The following is an 18,948-nucleotide window of genomic DNA, read 5'->3' as shown; positions in this document are numbered from 1 at the left end:
CAAAAAATAATATTAAAGTACGAACAACAATACCATTGCGATACCAACACCGATCATAGCTACGGCATCGATTAGACCAGCAAGGATGAACATCTTAACTTGTAATGAAGGTGCAAGTTCAGGTTGACGAGCACAAGCTTCTAGGAATTTACCACCCATGTTACCGAAGCCGATAGCAGTACCGATTGCACCGAAGCCGATAAGTAGAGCAACAGCGATGTACTTAAGACCAATCATTAGTTCCATTTTTTTCTCCAAAGTTTCAATTGTAAATTAAAGTTAAAATTTAAAAGTGTAAAAAATTAGTGATTATCTGAGCTTGCCATGCTTAGGTATACGATTGTAAGCATCATGAATACGAATGCTTGCAGTACGATTACTAAGATGTGGAATACAGCCCAAATAAAGTGCAACGGTAGTTGCATTAAACCAACTGCGCCGATCAAGATGAAAATCAACTCACCAGCATATAAGTTACCGAATAAACGCAGTGCTAACGAGAACGGCTTAGCAACTAAAGCGATTGTTTCTAGTAATAAGTTACATGGGATTAAGAACACCATCGCTAGCTTGTTATTAGAGCTAAACGGGTGAAGCGTTAATTCAGCTAAGAATCCGCCAATCCCTTTGATTTTGATTGCGTAACCGATCATCAGAATGAATACACCAATAGCAAGTGCAGCAGTCATGTTGATGTCTGTGGTAGGTACAATCTTCATGTAAACGTCGTGAGAATCCATACCAAATGCTTGCTCGCCAACGAAGCCAGCGAATGCAGGTAGGAAATCAACCGGAATCAAGTCCATTAAGTTCATTAAGAACACCCAAACGAAAATCGTTAGAGCTAATGGAGCGATTAATGCGCTTTTACCGTGGTATGTGTCACGTACGTTGTCGCCAACGAACTCAACGATCATTTCAATGAAACACTGAAATTTACCAGGTACACCGGTATTTGCTTTCTTAGCGGCACTACGGAAGATCCATAAAAATACAAGACCTAGACCGATTGACCATGCGAGGGTATCTATATTCCATGTCCAGAAACCACTGTCTGCACACGCTTTGTTGAAGGCAAGACCAGCGTCGGTCGAGCACATCTTAGCGTTAGTTAAGTGGTGCTGAATATGGCTTGATAGAGTTACTTCTTCTGCAGCCATGTTATATCCCAAAAGTTAATGATTAAAAAAAACGGGCGCAAACAATCCGCTAAATAACACCAATACATAAACACAGAAAAACGGTAATAAAACGACCGTGTAAGACTTCAGTATCAGTGCAAACAAAACGATTGTTAGCATAAATTTTAATCCGTTGCCGCGCTTTAGCGAGGCATACACTTGATTTACTCGACTTGCACCCATATAACGGAATGCATAGACAGCAAATACAAAATTAGGGAGTAGTGCAACAGCTCCGCCAGCAAGCGCTGACTGGCCGGCATTGACTCCCCAACCTATAAAAACAATTACTGCAGCGATTAATGCTACGATACCCTGAAGACAAATTAATTTAAATGCGGCAAGCCTATACGGCCTTGCTAACCTATTAGTCACGTTTTGTTAACCTTTAGAACGTTAAATTGTCAGGGTATGAAAACTGGCGAAATTATACTGATTCCTACCAGTTTTGCAACTTGAGTCGACCCTTTGTAGTGCAAAAACACCACAAATGTCTCTTTTTGGACATGTTATTAATTAATGACGGGAATAGTCTTAATTTATACGGCTTAAAATGCCATCCAACTCATCAAGAGTTGTATAAGAGATAACCAGTTTGCCTTTGCCTTTTTTATTGTAGTTTATTTCTACTTTGGCGCCTAAATTTTCAGCAAGTTTTTGTTCTAACTGTTTGACATCCGGATCTTTTTCTTGCACTTCTTTTTTCGGAGCTGGTTCTAAGATAGAGCGAACTAATTTCTCAGTTTCACGAACAGTCAACGCTTTAGCAACCGCTAATCTAGCAGCATCTGACTGCGCTTCGCCTTCAAGTGCCAATAAACAACGTGCATGACCCATTTCGATGTCGCCATGTTCTAACAAGATTTTAACATCTTCGTTAAGGTTATTTAGACGTAGTAAATTAGTCACAGTCGTACGCGATTTACCAACTGCTTCGGCGACTTGTTGATGAGTGAGTTCAAATTCGTTAAGTAAACGATTTAATGCTATCGCTTCTTCCATCGCGTTTAGGTCTTCACGTTGGATATTTTCAATCAATGCGATAGCAACGGCTGCTTCATCTGGTACATCTTTGATGATACATGGAACAGCATCTAATTTTGCAAGTTGAGCAGCACGCCAACGACGCTCACCAGCAATAATTTCATATTTGTCTGCACCAATTTGGCGCACAACAATTGGCTGAATGATACCTTGAGCACGAATTGAGCTGGCTAACTCTTCTAGCGCTTCTTCAGACATGTCTTTACGCGGTTGATATTTACCCGATTGTAAAAACTCAATCGCTAATTTTTGCAGCTCACCTTTGCTTTGCTCTGCAACTACTTCAGAGACTTGCTCTGGTGTTGCTGTCGCTTGTTGCTGATTATTTGCACTTGGGGCAGGTTTTGATGAACTTAATAAAGCGTCGAGTCCTCGGCCTAAACCGCGTTTTTTAGCAGACATGTTATTTTTTTACCTCGAAGTTAGGCTACTGCTGAAGATGTTTTCTCTTTTCTACGTAACATTTCGCCGGCTAGGGCTAAGTAAGCTTTAGCACCACTTGATGCACGGTCATAATACATGGCAGGGGCACCAAAACTCGGCGCTTCTGCTAAACGGACATTACGTGGGATAACGGTACGATATACTTTATCGCCAAAATGTTGTTTTAATTGTTCTGATACATCATTTGCAAGGCGATTGCGCGGATCATACATGGTGCGCAAAATCCCTTCAATTGTTAACGCTGGATTTACTAGCTTAGATAGCTGCGTAATGGTATCCATTAATGCCGTTAAACCTTCAAGGGCATAATACTCACATTGCATCGGAACTAAAATCGAATCTGCGGCAGCCATGGCATTAACAGTAAGCATGTTAAGTGAAGGCGGGCAGTCGATAAAAATGAAATCGTATTGATCTTGAATTTGTTCAAGCGCATTACGTAAACGCACTTCACGAGCAAACAATTCCATTAGTTTAACTTCAGCGGCAGTCACATCGCCATTAGCAGCAATTAAGTGATACTCACCTGAGGTTTCTTTATTGATCACTTCATCGATTGGTGTTTCTTCAATCAATAAATCGTAAATAGTCGCAACATCACCGTATTTATCGACACCACTACCCATGGTAGCGTTTCCTTGCGGATCAAGATCGATTAATAACACTTTACGCTTCGTCGCGGCCATCGATGCCGCGAGATTCACAGCGGTGGTTGTTTTACCAACACCACCTTTTTGGTTTGCTAATGCGATGACTTTTGCCACAGTGCTCTGATCCCTAGTCTTTAGATAGAATGATTAGATGTCTTTGCGCATCTAACTCAGGTACTTCCAAGCTGATTTTTTCATCAAACTTAATACCTTTCGGTAATGAGTCTAGTTCTTCGCTCGGAAATACGCCTTTTAAGGCGATAAATTTACCTGAATGATCAATCAAGTGCGCACACCAGTCAACCATATCTTGTAAAGAGGCGAATGCACGACTTAATACACCATCTAATTTAACACTTGGTTGATATTCTTCAACTCTAGACTGCACTGGGGTTACATTTTCAAGGCCAAGTGCATGTTTTACCTGCATCAAAAAGCGCACGCGTTTACCTAAACTATCTAACAATACAAATTGTGTATCAGGTAAAGCGATGGCTAATACGATACCCGGTAAACCAGGACCGGTACCTACATCAATGTAATGTTTGCCTTTAAGGTGTGGTGCAACAACTAAGCTATCCATAATATGCTTAACCATCATTTCTTCAGGTAAACGAACAGAGGTTAAGTTATACGCTTTGTTCCACTTGTCTAATAATTCAACATATTGCACAAGTTGTTGTTGCTGTTTTTCTGTTAGCGCAATATCAGTTTGCGCTAACAGCGAAGTTAATTGTTGTTGTAACACTGTATTCCTCACCAACTACGCAGTCTTGCGCAGTAAGCCTTGCTTTTTCAGATAGACTAATAATAGCGAAATAGCAGCAGGGGTGATACCTGAAATACGTGACGCTTGGCCAATTGTATCTGGACGACTATCTGTAAGCTTTGCGATAACCTCATTTGATAAGCCAGAAACAGTTGAATAATCAAAGTCTTTTGGTAATACAGTTTGTTCATGACGTAGCTGCTTATTGATCTCATCTTGCTGACGAGCAATATAGCCTGCGTACTTAGTATGGATCTCAACTTGCTCAAGTGCAGCTTGGTTATCAAACTCAGAACCTAAACCATCGATTGCCATTAAGTCGTTATAACGAATTTCAGGGCGGCGGATCAGATCTTCAAGGCTCGCTTCACGAGTCAGTGGTGTTTTTAATAACGCATTTACTTGATCAACAGCAACGTGATCTTTGTGGATCCATGTTTCTTTTAAACGTTGCGTTTCTTTTTCGATGATTTCCATTTTTTCGTTAAATGCAGCCCAACGAGCATCGTCAACTAAGCCAAGTTCACGGCCTTTTTCAGTTAAACGAATGTCGGCATTATCTTCACGAAGTAATAAACGGTATTCAGCACGGCTAGTAAACATACGGTATGGTTCTTTAGTACCTAATGTTGCTAAGTCGTCAATGAGTACACCTGTGTATGCTTCATCACGGCGAGGTGTCCATGACTCTTTACCTTGTACTTGTAATGCCGCATTCATACCCGCAATTAAACCTTGTGCGCCTGCTTCTTCGTAACCGGTTGTACCATTAATTTGGCCTGCGAAGAATAAACCATTAATAAACTTAGTTTCTAATGATTGCTTTAAGTCGCGCGGATCAAAGAAGTCATACTCAATTGCATAACCAGGACGACAAATATGTGCATTTTCAAAACCAGTGATTGATTGCACAATTTCAAGCTGTACATCAAACGGTAAGCTCGTTGAAATACCATTTGGATATAATTCGTATGATGTTAAACCTTCTGGCTCAACAAAGATTTGATGTTTGTCTTTATCAGCAAAACGTACGATCTTATCTTCGATTGAAGGGCAGTAACGCGGACCAATACCTTCAATTACACCTGAATACATAGGTGAGCGATGTAAGTTATTGCGGATCACATCATGTGTTTTTTCATTTGTATAAGTGATGTAACACGGGATCTGCTGTGGGTGATCCGATTGTTTACCCATAAATGAGAATACAGGCGTTGGGGTATCACCTGGCTGTTCTTGCATCTTGCTAAAATCAACAGTTCGCGCATCAATACGAGGAGGTGTGCCTGTTTTTAAGCGATCAACACGGAAAGGTAATTCACGTAATCGCTCAGCAAGTGCAATTGAAGGTGGATCACCGGCACGACCGCCTTTGAAGTTCTCTAAACCAATATGGATCTGACCACCTAAGAAAGTACCTACGGTAAGAACCACAGAAGGCGCGCTAAAACGAAGACCCATTTGCGTTACAACACCGATTACTCGATCACCTTCAACGATTAGATCGTCACATGATTGTTGGAAGATCTTTAAGTTTTCTTGATGTTGTAAAGTATGTTGAATAGCTGCTTTATACAAAGCACGGTCAGCTTGTGCACGTGTAGCACGTACTGCAGGGCCTTTAGATGAGTTTAAAGTACGAAATTGAATACCACCTTTATCAATAGCCTGAGCCATTGCACCACCAAGAGCATCGATCTCTTTAACTAAATGGCCTTTACCAATACCGCCAATTGCCGGATTACAAGACATTTGACCAAGGGTATCCATATTATGAGTTAGCAATAGGGTATTCATGCCCATGCGAGCAGATGCTAATGCAGCTTCAGTACCTGCATGTCCACCACCTACAACAATAACATCAAAACGTTCGTGAAAAATCATTTATGGGATCCTACTTAATCGACCAGCAAAACTTTGTAAAGGGAGCGTATTCTACCTAGAAATTTAGAGAAGATAAATGATTAAACAGTGCTCAAGATCTAAGTGGGTGATCTCTAATAATATAAAGGATCTTTTAAAGAGATCTTTTATTACTCTTACTACTAGTAACGGCTAGATCTGTTGATAATGTTCGCTTTACTATTAAAAACATGATCTTAACGCAGATCTAAAGGTGTTAATATGATCGGATCTTCCCGCGTAAAAGCTTTGATCAAAAGGGCTATTTATACACAGGGCAATATCGATTGGATCTTATCCAAGGGATAAACTAGGTTAAAATCGCAGTTAGATCAGTGTTTATCCACAATCTGATCTAAATTATCAGTAAATTGTTGGTAACTTTTATAACAACGATCAACACCGATCGGCTTAATTGAGCCCTGCTGATTCGATCCAGCTTGGTAACCAGGCTAATGCCGTGTCTTCTGGCAATGCTTCATCAAGAATATTTAGCTCTAAGCGTTCTGCCACGCGGTTTGCGCCTTTATTAGCTAATAACTCATCTAGATTACGGCCTGCATAGTTATAGGTGTCGTAACTAGTGTCACCTAATCCGATCACACTGTAGTTTAATCCTTTAAGATCAGCCTGTTGGTTAATAGACTCAACAAATGGCAGTAGGTTCTCTGGGTAGTCTCCCGCGCCGTATGTAGAAGTACATAACAACCAAATAGTATCTTGCTGATCAATATCATCAAATATAGGCTGTTCATGAAGCTGCACTTGGATCCCTTGTTGTTCAAGGGCTTCTGCTAGTTGCTCTGCCACGTATTCTGCAGATCCCATTTGGCTGCCAACGATGATATTTACTGATTGCATGTGATTGATCATGTATAGAAATAAGTGGCCACATGATAACTAAGTTAGGGTGTGAGTAAAGCGTTGAATTACGATCTGAATAAGTTTTTCTGCTTAAAATGACAGCTTTAATTCAATGTTTTTTATAATCTACTGTTTTTAATAGTTTTTTATATTTATTCATAAATTAAACCCTTTGATCAAGCTGTTAATAAATTTGGGGAAAGTTCTGATCAAGCTAAATATTGGAAACTGTATAACTTTGCTAAGTTGTTGATCTTTAATTATGTGTAAGCGCTTAAATTTTCAGATCTGATAAAAATAGTGAGTATGATCGTTTTGTGGATAGATCGCTTGTTGATAACGATCGGTTTGCAATTTGCGATCAATAAAATAGATCGAAAAAATCTTAAATAAGCGCTAATAAAGGCTGTTTTTAAGAAAATTAGTTATCAAAAAGGGCTGTTGTATGAAAATAAATTCAAATTTTCGCGTTTTTTTATGATCAAATCAGCCTTTAGATCTAAAAAAGCCCCAAATGTGGATAACATTTTTAGCTAAATTCGATCTTAAAAGCTGTTTTGATCTGATTTTTTAGCTCGCTAAGTTAGTTTTCGATCTGTGTTAAACTGGTTTTTATCGTATTACCGACTAGATCATAGAGCGAATTACCCAATGAAAACCGTTTTGCACCACCAGCGAAAGCGGCTTTTGCTGAGTTAAAATTGCTCATTGCCATCACATTTAATGGCATATCTATTGTGTTAGCTAAGCCGGTTATGTGCTCTATGTTAGTTAAGCCGGGCACAAACAGACCGTCTGCACCTGCATCTTGATACGCTTTTGCTCGCTTTAATGTTGCTTGAAAAGGGGAGTCACTAACAAAGTAGGTATCGGTTCTGGCGTTTATAAATAAACCACCGAAGCCATTTTCGTTAAGTACTTTCTTTATTTCACTAATAATAGTGCATTGCTGCTCGGTAGATCTCAGTGCGTTAGTGTCTTTATCTGAGTCCTCTATGTTGATGCCTACAACTCCTAATCTTGCTAACGCTAAAACGTTTTCGCTAATTTGCAGCGGATCGTTACTGTAGCCTGACTCTATATCGACAGAGAGTGGAATATGAAGGTGTTCGGTTAAGCTTTTAACCAGCGCTAATTGAGTTTTAAAAGAGATGTTTTCACCATCAGCTAATCCTAAACTTGCCGCAATACCCCAGCTAGTTGTTGCTACGGCTTTAGCTCCCGCAGCTTGGATGAATTGTGCTGAACTAAGATCCCATGCATTAGCGAGTACAAAGCCCCCATGCTGGTGGTGTAATTGGTGAAAGAGTTGATATTTGTCCATGATGTCCTCCGTTTAATGACATCGCTAGACTAATTGATATGAGGTTTATTACTGGCTGGTTTCGGCCCTGAACCGATAATTGATTACTGGACTAAAAACAAAAAAGAGTCTTGCGACTCTTTTTTATAATATTGATGACCGGAATTTATTTACCGATACAGAACGAACTAAAGATTTTCCCAAGCAAGTCATCAGAGGTAAATTCACCTGTTATCTCATTTAAGAACTGTTGAGTTAGGCGTAACTCTTCAGCCAAGATCTCACCAGCAATATGCATCTCTAATTGCTCTTTGCCTGTGTTTAAATGATAGGCAGCATGATCAAGTGCATCTAAGTGACGACGGCGTGCCATAAATCCACCTTCTGTGGCACCTTGGAAACCTATACATGCCTTTAAGTGAGTACGAACTAACTCTATACCCTCTGCATTTTTAGCACTCAAACGGATCACCGGATATTGATCATGTTCATCCATACCGACATTTTCACCGGAAATATCGGCTTTATTTCGGATCACAGTAACACCCATACCCTCTGGTAACTTGGCCATAAACTCTGGCCAAATATCATGAGGGTCAGTGGCTGATGTATCAGTGCCGTCTAACATAAATAGTACGCGATCGGCTTGGTTAATTTCATCCCATGCGCGCTCAATACCAATTTGCTCTACTTTATCTGGGCTTTCACGCAGGCCAGCGGTATCAATAATATGTAGTGGCATACCATCAATGTGGATATGTTCGCGTAATACGTCACGTGTTGTACCTGCTATTTCGGTAACGATGGCTGCATCACGGCCAGCTAACGCATTAAGTAGGCTTGATTTACCTGCGTTAGGGCGACCCGCAATAACAACACGCATACCTTCACGCATGATGCTACCTTGTTTAGCTTGCTGAGTTACATTCTCTAACTGATCAATAATGGCATTGAGATCTGTTGATACTTTACCGTCTGATAAAAAGTCGATTTCTTCATCAGGAAAATCAATTGCGGCTTCAACATACATACGTAGGTGAATGACTTTCTCCACCAGCGTTTCAATATGTTTAGAGAATTCACCTTGCAGTGATTGGAGGGCGCTTTTTGCTGCCTGTTCACTGGTTGCATTAATTAAATCGGCAATTGCCTCTGCTTGAGTTAAATCAAGCTTATCATTCATAAATGCGCGCTCAGAGAACTCACCTGGTTTTGCTAAACGTACACCGTCAATTTGGCTAATTTCTTTTAATAGCATATCTAATACGACAGGGCCGCCGTGACCTTGTAGTTCTAGTACGTCTTCGCCGGTAAATGAATTTGGCCCTTGGAAGTAAATAGCAATACCTTGGTCAAGCTGTTCACCGCTCAAGCTTTTAAATGGTACATAGTCTGCGTAACGCGTTTTAGGACAACGGCCAATAATCTGTTCTGCCACTGTTTTAGCTAAGCTACCAGAGACGCGAATAATACCAACCCCACCACGTCCTGGTGCGGTCGCTTGTGCTGCAATTGTGTCTTGATTAATCATGCGATGAAATAATGCCAATAAAAGAATGAATGCTGGCTCTATTGTAACCTATGGCTTAATTTCATGCGAATAGCTGTTTGAGTAATGAGGTAGCAAAAGTCTGATGTAAGTAATACTTTATTTAGCTTTAATTAATAATAAACACTCATTGAAAATGATAACTATATTCATTAACATGTTGCGCATTCTAAATCTTATCGTTTTTTATTATGCGTCTTTCTGCTGTTTTTATTGCACTTGCTGCTGGTTTTTCGGGCGTTGCCCATGCTCAAACTGAAGTGACTACTTCGGATCAAAGTGATTCAAAAGAACTCGAAAAAATAGAAGTTGTTGGCCGTGCGTTTTCTTTATATCGCCCAACCGAGTCTAGCTTTGCTACTCGTACTAATACACCGTTAGAGAAAATTCCTCAGTCAATTCAAATTTTGCCGCAGGAGCTGATTAGCGATCAGGCTGCTCGTCAAATTACCGATCTTTATAGCAATATTGCTGGTGTTAATGCCTTTAGTTATTCAGGCGTGACATTCCGTGGTTTCCGCCAGGATGAGATTTTATATGATGGTGTAAAGGGCGACCCTTTCAATGGCTTTGCTGTACCGCAATTATTTAATATTGAACAAGTTGCGGTGTTAAAAGGGCCTGCTGGCGCTATATACGGTAGTGGTAATCCGGGTGGTATTATTAACTATGTAACTAAGAAGCCTAAATTCACCAGTGAACACAGTATTGAAGTTGAAGTAGGTAATGATGACTTCTTCAGTGGTGCATTAGAAAGCACTGGAACATTGAGTGAATCACTTGATAATCATGCTTACCGTGTTGGTCTTTACCGTGATACTGAAAAGCCATTCCGTGCTAATACTAGCAGCGATAATACCATTGTTGATCTTGGTTATACGTGGCTTATCAACAGTGCAACCGAATTAACCACTCAGTATACCTATATAGAGCAAGAGTTGGGTGGGGCACGTTTACGTGGTGTACCTGCTGATGATAACGGTAATTTTCTAACTGATATTAGCTGGAATCATAACGAGGCGACAGACTTTCAAAATGTTGAAGCCCATGTCTATCAGGCAACTTTAAAACATGAGTTTAATGATGTTTGGCGCACAGATGTCACAGCACGTTATTTTGATAACAAAGAAGTGCAAAACTATCATGAACCAAGAGGCCTCGTAGATACAGATGACGACGGTATTGTTGATTGGAGCCATCGTGAGTTTCGTGATCAAGTTCGTGAGAACGAAGGCTTTAGCTTAACAGCTAATGCGATTGCGGAGTTTGCATTTGCTAATATGCAGCATCAAGTGCTGTTTGGTAGTGATTGGTATGAACATGATTTTGAAAGCGTCTACCGTACAGCTACGCAACAAAGTAAAGGTGGCCCAGTACCAGGACTTGATCTTAACAACCCTGAGTATGGTTTAACCTCTGCTGATGATTATGATCTTGATAGTATTACCCCACGGCTTGGCAAAACGAATAGCACCCGCTTTGGTGCGTACTTACAAGACCAGCTAGATATCACCGCTAATTGGAGTGTGACTGCTGGCTTAAGGTATGATCGTTTTGAAGACAAAGATCTGTTAAATCAAACAGAGTTTTCTGATAGCGACTTAACCTACCGTATTGGTACCAGCTATAACATTAATAATATGTTTTTCCCTTATGCGCTACATGGCACTGGCTTTGTGCCGCAAAGTGCGAGTAATCAAGAAACAGCAAAGGGCGGTCCGTTCTCGCCAGAGACTAGCCGTATTAACGAGTTAGGCTTAAGAACCAAACTATTAGCAGACACACTTGCTGTTAATATGGCTGTGTACGATATTGTCCGCGAAAACATCCTACAACCTAGCTTATTAGGTGATGTTGCAGGTGACGGCGTTGATGATTTAGTTGCCGTTGGTGAAGTACAAAGTAAAGGTTTTGAACTAGAGGTGGTTGGCGATATTACTGATAGCTGGGTAGTGACTGCAAGCTACGCTTATAATGATACCCGTATTACTGAAGCAAACGACAGTATTACCAATCAAATTCCTGATAGCGATAAATTTGCTAACGCGCCGCAAAATACTCTAGGTATATGGACACGCTATGAGCTACCTAGCTTATCGTCATCTATTTCTGCAGGCTTAGATTATGTTGATGAACAGCTTAGTTTAGGCGGTCAACGTGTTAAACCTTACACTGTTTACAACATGGCGTGGCAAACAACCGTTGATAACTGGCAATGGCAGCTATCAGTTAAGAACCTATTTGATAAAGAATACGCAAGCAGTGGCTTTATCGAACGAACTGGGCACTTTCCTGGTGAACCACGTCGTGTTTATTTAAGTGCTAAATACAGCTTTTAATGGTGGCGTGTGAACGCTAAAAGTTGGTTTAACTTACATTCTTGGGCAGGACTCTTTGTTGGAGTCCTGCTTTTTGTTACCTGCGTATCGGGAACACTCGCTACGTTAAGTCATGAACTCGAGTACTTAACAGACGCTAAGTACCGTGCATTAACTTCTTCTGCCTCTATTAACTACCCTGCTCTCGAAAACACCCTTAATAAGCATTATCCGCAAGCTCAATTACTTTATATCCAACGTCATAAGCAAGATTACCTTGCCATTGAAGCGGCTCTTAAAGTCGGTGATTCATTTCGCTTTGTATATTTAGATGCTGCAACGGGTCGCTTACTCGGTGAAGGAGAGTGGGCGCGGATATCGCGGTTTTTACGTAACTGGCATATGAACTTATCGATGGGCTGGACGGGTAAATTAATCGTCACCAGTTTGAGTATTTTACTCGTTATTTTATTGGTTTCGAGTTTTTATGTGTATCGGCGCTGGTGGCAAGGCTTTATGAAAAAGCCTGCTGCGCTAAGCCTAGATAAACGTAGTAGTTGGTCTGATTGGCATAAGCTGTTAGGGCTTTGGAGTTTATGGTTTATTGCTGTGATGGCCATCACAGGGGTTTGGTATCTGGTAGAACATGGGCTGCAAACTGCGAAGGTACCTCACTATGTCTCTAGTCCACCAGCCTTGAGTAAGTATAAAAAACAAAGCCCTCGTAAAGGTCTATCGCCAATTAGTTTAGCTACAGCTTATACAGCCGCTCAACAGGCGTTTCCTAGCCTTGATATTCGCTATATTCGTTATCCTAATAAAGCGGATCAGCCTATAGAAGTGCGTGGTTATAACGATGATATTTTATTGCGCCTGCGTGCTAACCGGGTTTATTTAAAACCAAGCTCCGGTGAAGTTCTAGGCATACAAAAAGGGGAAGAACTAAACCTGCTTCCACGAATTAAAGACACCGCTGATCCGCTGCACTTTGGTAACTTTGCAGGAATTGGTTCCAAGCTTATTTGGGGGCTATTTGGTGCATTGATGAGCTTTGTAAGCGCTGCTGGCATCTATATGAGTTGGCTTAGGGTTAAGCGTAAATCAACGGCTGTAAAGTGGCTTGGTTTATCTGGGGTGATTGCAATCGGTCTGGTGGTTGCGTCGTTACTAACAACGAGTTTGAGCTTTACTGAACGCAATGTGCCTAATCAAGTTTATTCTCCTATTCTCGGATAGCTTTTTTCAGGCATTAAAAAAGGCGCAGTTAGCGCCTTTTTTATTGGGTTAAGAGTTTAGCCTCTTACCTTAATACCTTTTTTCTCCATACCGCGGTAGATGATTAGCATCTGAGCGATTGAGATAAGGTTCGATACTAACCAGTAAAGTACTAGGCCAGATGGGAACCATAAGAAGAAAATAGAGAATACTACTGGCATAAAGGTCATCATTTTTTGCTGCATAGGGTCAGTAACCGTCATAGGTTGCAGCTTTTGAGTGATGAACATACTTAAACCAAATAGAACAGGTAATACGTAGTATGGGTCCATTGCTGATAAGTCATTTAACCATAAAACGAATTCAGCATGACGTAGCTCAGTTGATTCTAAGAATACGTAGAATAATGCTAAGAATATTGGCATTTGTAGTAACAGCGGGAAACAGCCACCCATAGGGTTCACTTTTTCTTTGCGGTACATTTCCATCATAGCTTGACCGAATTTTTGACGGTCATCACCATACTTCTCTTTTAGGGCAGCCATTTTAGGCTGAAGTGCACGCATCTTCGCCATTGACGTGTATTGTGCTTTAGTAAGTGGGTACATTGCCGTTTTAACGATAACCGTGATTGCAATGATAGCTAGACCCCAGTTACCTAGGATGCTGTGTAACCACTTAAGTAGTACGAATAATGGTTGTGAAATAAACCATAACCAACCGTAGTCTACAGTAAGGTCTAAGTCTGGGTGAATAGCTTCTAGTACGTCAGACTCTTTCGGGCCCATGTAATAAGTTGAGCTAAGTGTTGCTTGCGTACCAGCTTGTACGTTAACTGCTTCACCTTTAGTACCAATAATTGCCGCATTACCAGCAACTAATTTGCTGTAAAGGGTATTTTGTTGGTCTTGCTTTGGTACCCACGCACTTACAAAGTAGTGTTGGATAAATGCAATGTAGCCGCCAGATGTGGTGATGTTAAGATTTTTATCAGCCATGTCTGAGAAGCTGTACTTTTCGTATGGCTCTTCTTCAGTACCAAATGCTGCACCTAAGTAGTTTTGATCTACTAAGCTACCTTTTTCTTGTACTGTGCGTTTTACTTGCGTGTATAACTGAACTTGAATTGGATCAGTTGTTACGTTGTTTACTGTGTACTCTAAATCTACAGCGTAGTCGCCTTTTTTGAAGATATAAGTTTTAGTAAATGTCACACCTTTACTGTCAGTAAACTCAAGTGGTACACGTAGCTCATCACCTGTTAAAGTGAATGCTTTTTGTGTGGTTTTATAAACAGGGCGACCAGCAACAGTTGCGTCAGGACCATTTAAACCAATTAAGCCACTTTGCGAGAAGTATTGCTTACCATCGAACTCACCTAATAGCATGTAAGGTGTGTTACTGCCTTTTTCTTCTTCGTACTGAAGTAAGTCTGTTTCAATGATGTCACCACCACGGGTGTCAATTTTAACAGTGAATACATCAGTTGTTACATCGATAACTGAGCGCTTTGCTGTCGTTACAGCTGGAACTTCACCGTCAGATGATGCAGGAATAAAGTCATCAGATTCTGGTGTTGTTGCGCCTAGTGTTTGTGTTGTGGCACTTGGATCAGCCTTTGGTGCGTTGTAGTCGTTATTCCATTCTTGAAATAATAAAAACGACACAAGCATCAAGCCGATTAATAAAAACGTGCGTTGCGATTCCATAACAGCTCTTATTTCTCGTGTTGGTGGTTAATATGATTTTTTGCCGGTACGGGATCATCCCCACCAGCATGTAAAGGGTGGCATTTTAATATGCGTTTAACAGCTAACCAACTGCCTTTTACACTTCCATGCAAATTAATTGCTTGAATAGCGTAACTAGAGCAGGTTGGATTAAAACGACAATGCGGGCCTAATAGTGGGCTTATCCATTTTTGATAGCCGCGTATTAGCATGACTAAACAGCGCTTTGGAATAGCAACAAGTGGTTTAAGTAACCTCATGATGTGTCTGCCCCTGCGTTAATTTAGTCAATGGATACCATGAATTTAAATTCCCATCGTAGAATTTTAAATGCATGATTAAAAGGTGAGCTAAAGATACCTTAATTAAGCCTGTAATTCTATTGCTATCAGGCTTGTTTATTAGATTTAGCTGATTTATTCGGGCGTTTTTTAAATGGTGGTGGTTTAGGTGCGCCAGGCTTGCAGCGTTCGTTAATTTTTCGCCACAATTTATTTAGTTGCTTTGTTAGCTCTTCGTTGGACTGTTCATCAATACCACTTTTAACCATAAGCACAATATCAATGTTATCGAGTTTATGTTGATTTAAACGGAAACTTTCGCGAGCAAGTCGTTTAATTCGATTACGTTGACAGGCTTTTTTAACGCGTTTTTTTGCGACCGTAAGACCTAATCGAGGATTAGTTTGGTCATTGCGTTTAGCTAATAGGGTAAAGAAAGGAGTCGCAGCGCGTGCTGGTTCATTAAAGATTCGAGAGTAATGCGAGGGAGTTAACAGACGTAACTCCCTGCTGAAGCTAAAGTCTTCCACTTATATATTAAGCAGAAAGAACTTTACGGCCTTTAGCACGACGACGAGCTAATACTTTACGGCCATTTGCTGTTGCCATACGAGCACGGAAACCGTGTGTACGTTTGCGTTTTAAAACGCTAGGTTGAAAAGTTCTTTTCATAACAATTCCATCCGATCGGTTAAGGTTAAAACATCCTATGCAGGTCGCGATCCTGGCACAGGTGCCATTGCGAGCGCGAGATATTATAGATGAAGACAACAAAAGTCAATCATTAAAACGCTGCAGACGCCGTAATTATAAAGGATCCTTTTAACTGATCATATAGGATCATCATAAATAAGAAGTTTTCCACAGCCTCTGTATAAAAAGTGAATAAAAGCTTGGGAAAAGCCAATTCGATCGTAGAATTTGATCGCGATCTGGCTGCAAATTTGTTATGATCACTGTTCGAGCTTAAAAAATAATTTTCTTAAAAATCAGTGTTTTATTCTTTTATGTTGCTGAGATCATATTTTTCATAAAAATCAATCTTGTACTTGTGGATAAAGTACCTTCATAATAGTCGGTCTGGGCCAAGAAAGTTGGTCAAAGATTAGCAATAAATGTTTGATTTTCCATCATTAAAGATGAACGGGAATAAAAATTAAATCTCTGGGAGTTTAACTGTGTATCTGTCGGTTTGGCAAAGTTGTTTATATGTATTGCAAGATGAATTGCCTTCACAGCAATTCAGTATGTGGGTAAGACCACTTCAAGCAGAAAGTACCGAAGATACGTTGACTATATATGCACCTAACCGTTTTGTTTTGGATTGGGTGAGAGAAAAGTATTTAAACCGTATTAATGAACTACTCGTTGAAATTTGTGGTGATGAAGCACCTGAATTACGTTTTGATGTTGGTAGTAAACCTATTTTAAATGCCCAAGTGGCATCTGCACCGGCTGCAACAGAAGCAAGCGCATCTGTTCCACAACAAACTGCTGAAAAGCAACAGCCAAAACCTGAAAAAGCAGCGGTCGAACCTGCACCAAAATCAGGCTATAAATCAAACATTAAAGAAAATTACACCTTTGATAGCTTTGTTGAAGGTAAATCAAACCAATTAGCAAAAGCTGCAGCGACTCAAGTTGCAGATAACCCAGGTTCAGCATTTAACCCTGTATTTATATACGGTGGTACGGGCTTAGGTAAAACTCACTTATTACACGCTGTTGGTAACGGTATTATGGCTAATAAGCCAGACGCGAAAATTGTTTATATGCACTCTGAGCGATTTGTGCAAGACATGGTTAAAGCGTTACAAAATAATGCCATAGAAGAATTTAAACGTTATTACCGAAGTGTTGATGCATTGATGATCGATGACATTCAATTTTTCGCTAATAAAGAACGCTCACAAGAAGAGTTCTTTCATACCTTCAATGCTTTACTTGAAGGAAATCAACAAATTATCTTAACTTCAGACCGCTATCCTAAAGAGATAGAAGGGGTTGAAGATCGCCTTAAATCACGTTTTGGTTGGGGCTTAACAATTGCTATTGAGCCACCAGAACTTGAAACGCGCGTTGCTATTTTGATGAAAAAAGCGCAGCAAAGTAAAATCAATTTACCTCACGAAGTTGCCTTTTTTATCGCGAAAAAATTACGCTCAAATGTGCGTGAATTAGAAGGGGCGTTAAACCGCGTTATTGCTAATGCAAACTTTACTGGTCGTCCGATTTCAATCGACTTTGTAAAAGAAGCGCTACGTGACTTACTTGCGCTGCAAGATAAACTGGTAACGATAGATAATATTCAACGCACTGTTGCTGAGTATTACCGTATTCGTGTATCAGATTTACTATCTAAACGCCGTAGCCGTTCAGTAGCAAGACCACGTCAAGTGGCCATGGCATTATCAAAAGAACTTACAAATCACAGTTTACCAGAGATTGGTGACGCCTTTGGCGGCCGTGATCACACAACTGTATTACACGCTTGTCGTAAAGTTAAATCACTCCGTGACGAAAGCCATGAAGTGAAAGAAGATTATCAAAACTTAATAAGAACCTTGTCATCTTAAGGCCGACTTTATTATGCAAATAACAATATCAAGAGAGCAATTTTTAAAACCTTTAGTTCAAGTGTCTGGTGCGATTGAGCGTAAGCACACCTTACCGATTTTATCGAACGTACTGTTAGTTGTTGAAAACGGACAACTTTCTATGACGGGTACTGATCTTGAAATTGAGTTAGTGGCGAGTGTGTTTGTCGGTGAAGATACCACTGATACGCAACTCACTTTACCAGCTAAAAAGTTACTCGATATTTGTAAAAGTTTACCTGATGGCTCAGACCTTACGTTAAGTAGCCAAGATCATCAGTTACTATTAACAAGTGGTAAAAGCCGTTTTTCTTTAACTACGCTGGCCGCTGAAGATTTTCCGAATCTTGAGCAGTGGGATGGTGAAGTTGAATTTCAACTAACGCGTTTAGAACTGCGTAAGCTTTTAGAAAGCACGCACTTTTCTATGGCGAATCAAGACGTACGTTATTATTTAAACGGTATGTCATTTGAAGTTGATAACGCAGATATTAAAACAGTGGCTACAGATGGTCACCGTTTGGCGATTGCACAAAAGCAATTACCACAGTCTTTAAATACACAACGTCAGTTAATTATTCCACGTAAAGGTGTACAAGAAATTATGCGCCTAATGGTGGCTGATGATGAGCTAGTTACCATTCAATTTGGTGCTAACCATATTCGTATTATTGATACTGAGTTTACGTTTACCAGTAAGCTGGTGGATGGTCGTTTCCCTGATTATCGTCGAGTATTGCCACGTGGTGGTGATAAAGTGATTACTGCTAACCGTGAATGGTTGCGCAGTGCTTTCCAACGTGTGTCTATTTTATCGAATGAAAAATTCCGTGGTGTACGATTAAACCTATCTGAAGGTTTATTAAAAATTACTGCTAACAACCCTGAGCAAGAGCAAGCTGAAGAGGTTGTTGAGGTAATGTACCAGGGCGGCGAACTTGAAATTGGCTTTAACGTTTCTTATGTGCTTGATGTACTTAATACATTAAAAACAGAAGATGTAACCTTTACACTTGCAGACTCTAATAGCAGTGCGCTAATTGAAGGTGCAGGTGACGAAGAAGCTATGTACGTTGTAATGCCGATGCGCCTATAAGCTTA

At 40.3% G+C, this 18,948-nt stretch carries 18 protein-coding genes; 4 read left to right on the top strand and 14 right to left on the bottom strand.

Annotation, left to right across the window (positions count from 1 at the left end; genetic code table 11):
- Window positions 1-12 precede the first annotated feature (12 nt).
- The 10 genes from atpE to mnmE all read right to left on the bottom strand — a co-directional run bounded on the left by atpE (window position 13) and on the right by mnmE (window position 9,688).
- Window positions 13-246, bottom strand: a complete 234-nt coding sequence (atpE, locus tag L1266_RS16945) for a F0F1 ATP synthase subunit C (RefSeq protein WP_010561330.1) — start codon at window positions 244-246, stop codon at window positions 13-15.
- A gap of 56 nt (window positions 247-302) precedes the next feature.
- The gene (atpB, locus tag L1266_RS16940) at window positions 303-1,160 is read right to left on the bottom strand and encodes a F0F1 ATP synthase subunit A (RefSeq protein WP_054554806.1); all 858 of its coding nucleotides are present in this window, start codon (window positions 1,158-1,160) and stop codon (window positions 303-305) included.
- A gap of 15 nt (window positions 1,161-1,175) precedes the next feature.
- Window positions 1,176-1,556 carry an ATP synthase subunit I gene (locus L1266_RS16935; RefSeq protein WP_054554805.1) on the bottom strand — a complete coding sequence of 127 codons (381 nt, stop codon included), beginning with the start codon at window positions 1,554-1,556 and terminating at the stop codon, window positions 1,176-1,178.
- A gap of 159 nt (window positions 1,557-1,715) precedes the next feature.
- The gene (locus L1266_RS16930) at window positions 1,716-2,627 is read right to left on the bottom strand and encodes a ParB/RepB/Spo0J family partition protein (protein ID WP_054554804.1); all 912 of its coding nucleotides are present in this window, start codon (window positions 2,625-2,627) and stop codon (window positions 1,716-1,718) included.
- A 20-nt stretch (window positions 2,628-2,647) separates the two neighbouring features.
- On the bottom strand, window positions 2,648-3,433 hold the full coding sequence (locus L1266_RS16925) for a ParA family protein (protein WP_054554803.1): 786 nt from the start codon (window positions 3,431-3,433) through the stop codon (window positions 2,648-2,650).
- Window positions 3,434-3,446: 13 nt separating this feature from the next.
- Complete coding sequence (gene rsmG / locus L1266_RS16920) at window positions 3,447-4,067, bottom strand: 16S rRNA (guanine(527)-N(7))-methyltransferase RsmG (RefSeq protein ID WP_054554802.1); 621 nt, start codon at window positions 4,065-4,067, stop codon at window positions 3,447-3,449.
- A gap of 15 nt (window positions 4,068-4,082) precedes the next feature.
- The gene (gene mnmG, locus L1266_RS16915) at window positions 4,083-5,972 is read right to left on the bottom strand and encodes a tRNA uridine-5-carboxymethylaminomethyl(34) synthesis enzyme MnmG (protein ID WP_054554801.1); all 1,890 of its coding nucleotides are present in this window, start codon (window positions 5,970-5,972) and stop codon (window positions 4,083-4,085) included.
- 429 nt (window positions 5,973-6,401) lie between these two features.
- Window positions 6,402-6,851: an FMN-binding protein MioC gene (mioC, locus tag L1266_RS16910; protein WP_199529380.1), complete on the bottom strand. Its 450-nt coding sequence runs from the start codon at window positions 6,849-6,851 to the stop codon at window positions 6,402-6,404.
- Between the two features lie 586 nt (window positions 6,852-7,437).
- Window positions 7,438-8,178, bottom strand: a complete 741-nt coding sequence (locus tag L1266_RS16905) for an isocitrate lyase/PEP mutase family protein (protein WP_235377965.1) — start codon at window positions 8,176-8,178, stop codon at window positions 7,438-7,440.
- Between the two features lie 145 nt (window positions 8,179-8,323).
- The gene (mnmE, locus tag L1266_RS16900; RefSeq protein WP_130166143.1) at window positions 8,324-9,688 is read right to left on the bottom strand and encodes a tRNA uridine-5-carboxymethylaminomethyl(34) synthesis GTPase MnmE; all 1,365 of its coding nucleotides are present in this window, start codon (window positions 9,686-9,688) and stop codon (window positions 8,324-8,326) included.
- 209 nt (window positions 9,689-9,897) lie between these two features.
- On the opposite strand from mnmE, the gene L1266_RS16895 reads away from it, so the two are divergent.
- Both L1266_RS16895 and L1266_RS16890 read left to right on the top strand, forming a co-directional pair.
- Window positions 9,898-12,045 carry a TonB-dependent siderophore receptor gene (locus L1266_RS16895; RefSeq protein WP_166339765.1) on the top strand — a complete coding sequence of 716 codons (2,148 nt, stop codon included), beginning with the start codon at window positions 9,898-9,900 and terminating at the stop codon, window positions 12,043-12,045.
- Window positions 12,046-12,054: 9 nt separating this feature from the next.
- Window positions 12,055-13,260 carry a PepSY-associated TM helix domain-containing protein gene (locus L1266_RS16890; RefSeq protein ID WP_235377964.1) on the top strand — a complete coding sequence of 402 codons (1,206 nt, stop codon included), beginning with the start codon at window positions 12,055-12,057 and terminating at the stop codon, window positions 13,258-13,260.
- Between the two features lie 56 nt (window positions 13,261-13,316).
- Here L1266_RS16890 and yidC read toward each other — a convergent pair whose 3' ends face one another.
- From yidC to rpmH, 4 genes are all read right to left on the bottom strand, one after another.
- The gene (gene yidC / locus L1266_RS16885) at window positions 13,317-14,948 is read right to left on the bottom strand and encodes a membrane protein insertase YidC (protein ID WP_235377963.1); all 1,632 of its coding nucleotides are present in this window, start codon (window positions 14,946-14,948) and stop codon (window positions 13,317-13,319) included.
- An 8-nt stretch (window positions 14,949-14,956) separates the two neighbouring features.
- Window positions 14,957-15,229, bottom strand: coding sequence for a membrane protein insertion efficiency factor YidD (yidD, locus tag L1266_RS16880; protein ID WP_054563758.1), 273 nt, complete (start codon window positions 15,227-15,229; stop codon window positions 14,957-14,959).
- 128 nt (window positions 15,230-15,357) lie between these two features.
- Window positions 15,358-15,780, bottom strand: coding sequence for a ribonuclease P protein component (gene rnpA / locus L1266_RS16875; protein WP_058583673.1), 423 nt, complete (start codon window positions 15,778-15,780; stop codon window positions 15,358-15,360).
- Between the two features lie 7 nt (window positions 15,781-15,787).
- Window positions 15,788-15,922, bottom strand: a complete 135-nt coding sequence (rpmH, locus tag L1266_RS16870; RefSeq protein WP_008488847.1) for a 50S ribosomal protein L34 — start codon at window positions 15,920-15,922, stop codon at window positions 15,788-15,790.
- Between the two features lie 506 nt (window positions 15,923-16,428).
- Between rpmH and dnaA the strand changes: the two genes are divergently transcribed.
- Entirely contained in the window at window positions 16,429-17,826 is a 1,398-nt protein-coding gene (dnaA, locus tag L1266_RS16865; RefSeq protein ID WP_055022065.1) for a chromosomal replication initiator protein DnaA, read from the top strand.
- 13 nt (window positions 17,827-17,839) lie between these two features.
- Window positions 17,840-18,943, top strand: a complete 1,104-nt coding sequence (gene dnaN / locus L1266_RS16860; RefSeq protein WP_054563760.1) for a DNA polymerase III subunit beta — start codon at window positions 17,840-17,842, stop codon at window positions 18,941-18,943.
- Window positions 18,944-18,948: the final 5 nt, after the last annotated feature.

The sequence above is a fragment of the Pseudoalteromonas sp. Cn5-37 genome, assembly GCF_021532495.1.
Lineage (GTDB): Bacteria > Pseudomonadota > Gammaproteobacteria > Enterobacterales > Alteromonadaceae > Pseudoalteromonas > Pseudoalteromonas simplex.
The sequence above is the reverse complement of the archived record's forward strand: the minus strand, read 5'-3'. Positions and strand labels throughout refer to the sequence as shown.

What these genes read in the sequence shown, in the direction of transcription:
- dnaN (WP_054563760.1), top strand. Translation starts at nt 17,840, where the DNA reads ATGCAAATAACAATATCAAGAGAGCAATTTTTAAAACCTTTAGTTCAA.
- L1266_RS16895 (WP_166339765.1), top strand. Translation starts at nt 9,898, where the DNA reads ATGCGTCTTTCTGCTGTTTTTATTGCACTTGCTGCTGGTTTTTCGGGC.
- mnmG (WP_054554801.1), bottom strand. Translation starts at nt 5,972, where the DNA reads ATGATTTTTCACGAACGTTTTGATGTTATTGTTGTAGGTGGTGGACAT.
- atpE (WP_010561330.1), bottom strand. Translation starts at nt 246, where the DNA reads ATGGAACTAATGATTGGTCTTAAGTACATCGCTGTTGCTCTACTTATC.
- yidC (WP_235377963.1), bottom strand. Translation starts at nt 14,948, where the DNA reads ATGGAATCGCAACGCACGTTTTTATTAATCGGCTTGATGCTTGTGTCG.
- rpmH (WP_008488847.1), bottom strand. Translation starts at nt 15,922, where the DNA reads ATGAAAAGAACTTTTCAACCTAGCGTTTTAAAACGCAAACGTACACAC.
- mioC (WP_199529380.1), bottom strand. Translation starts at nt 6,851, where the DNA reads ATGCAATCAGTAAATATCATCGTTGGCAGCCAAATGGGATCTGCAGAA.
- L1266_RS16905 (WP_235377965.1), bottom strand. Translation starts at nt 8,178, where the DNA reads ATGGACAAATATCAACTCTTTCACCAATTACACCACCAGCATGGGGGC.
- atpB (WP_054554806.1), bottom strand. Translation starts at nt 1,160, where the DNA reads ATGGCTGCAGAAGAAGTAACTCTATCAAGCCATATTCAGCACCACTTA.
- mnmE (WP_130166143.1), bottom strand. Translation starts at nt 9,688, where the DNA reads ATGATTAATCAAGACACAATTGCAGCACAAGCGACCGCACCAGGACGT.
- L1266_RS16930 (WP_054554804.1), bottom strand. Translation starts at nt 2,627, where the DNA reads ATGTCTGCTAAAAAACGCGGTTTAGGCCGAGGACTCGACGCTTTATTA.
- yidD (WP_054563758.1), bottom strand. Translation starts at nt 15,229, where the DNA reads ATGAGGTTACTTAAACCACTTGTTGCTATTCCAAAGCGCTGTTTAGTC.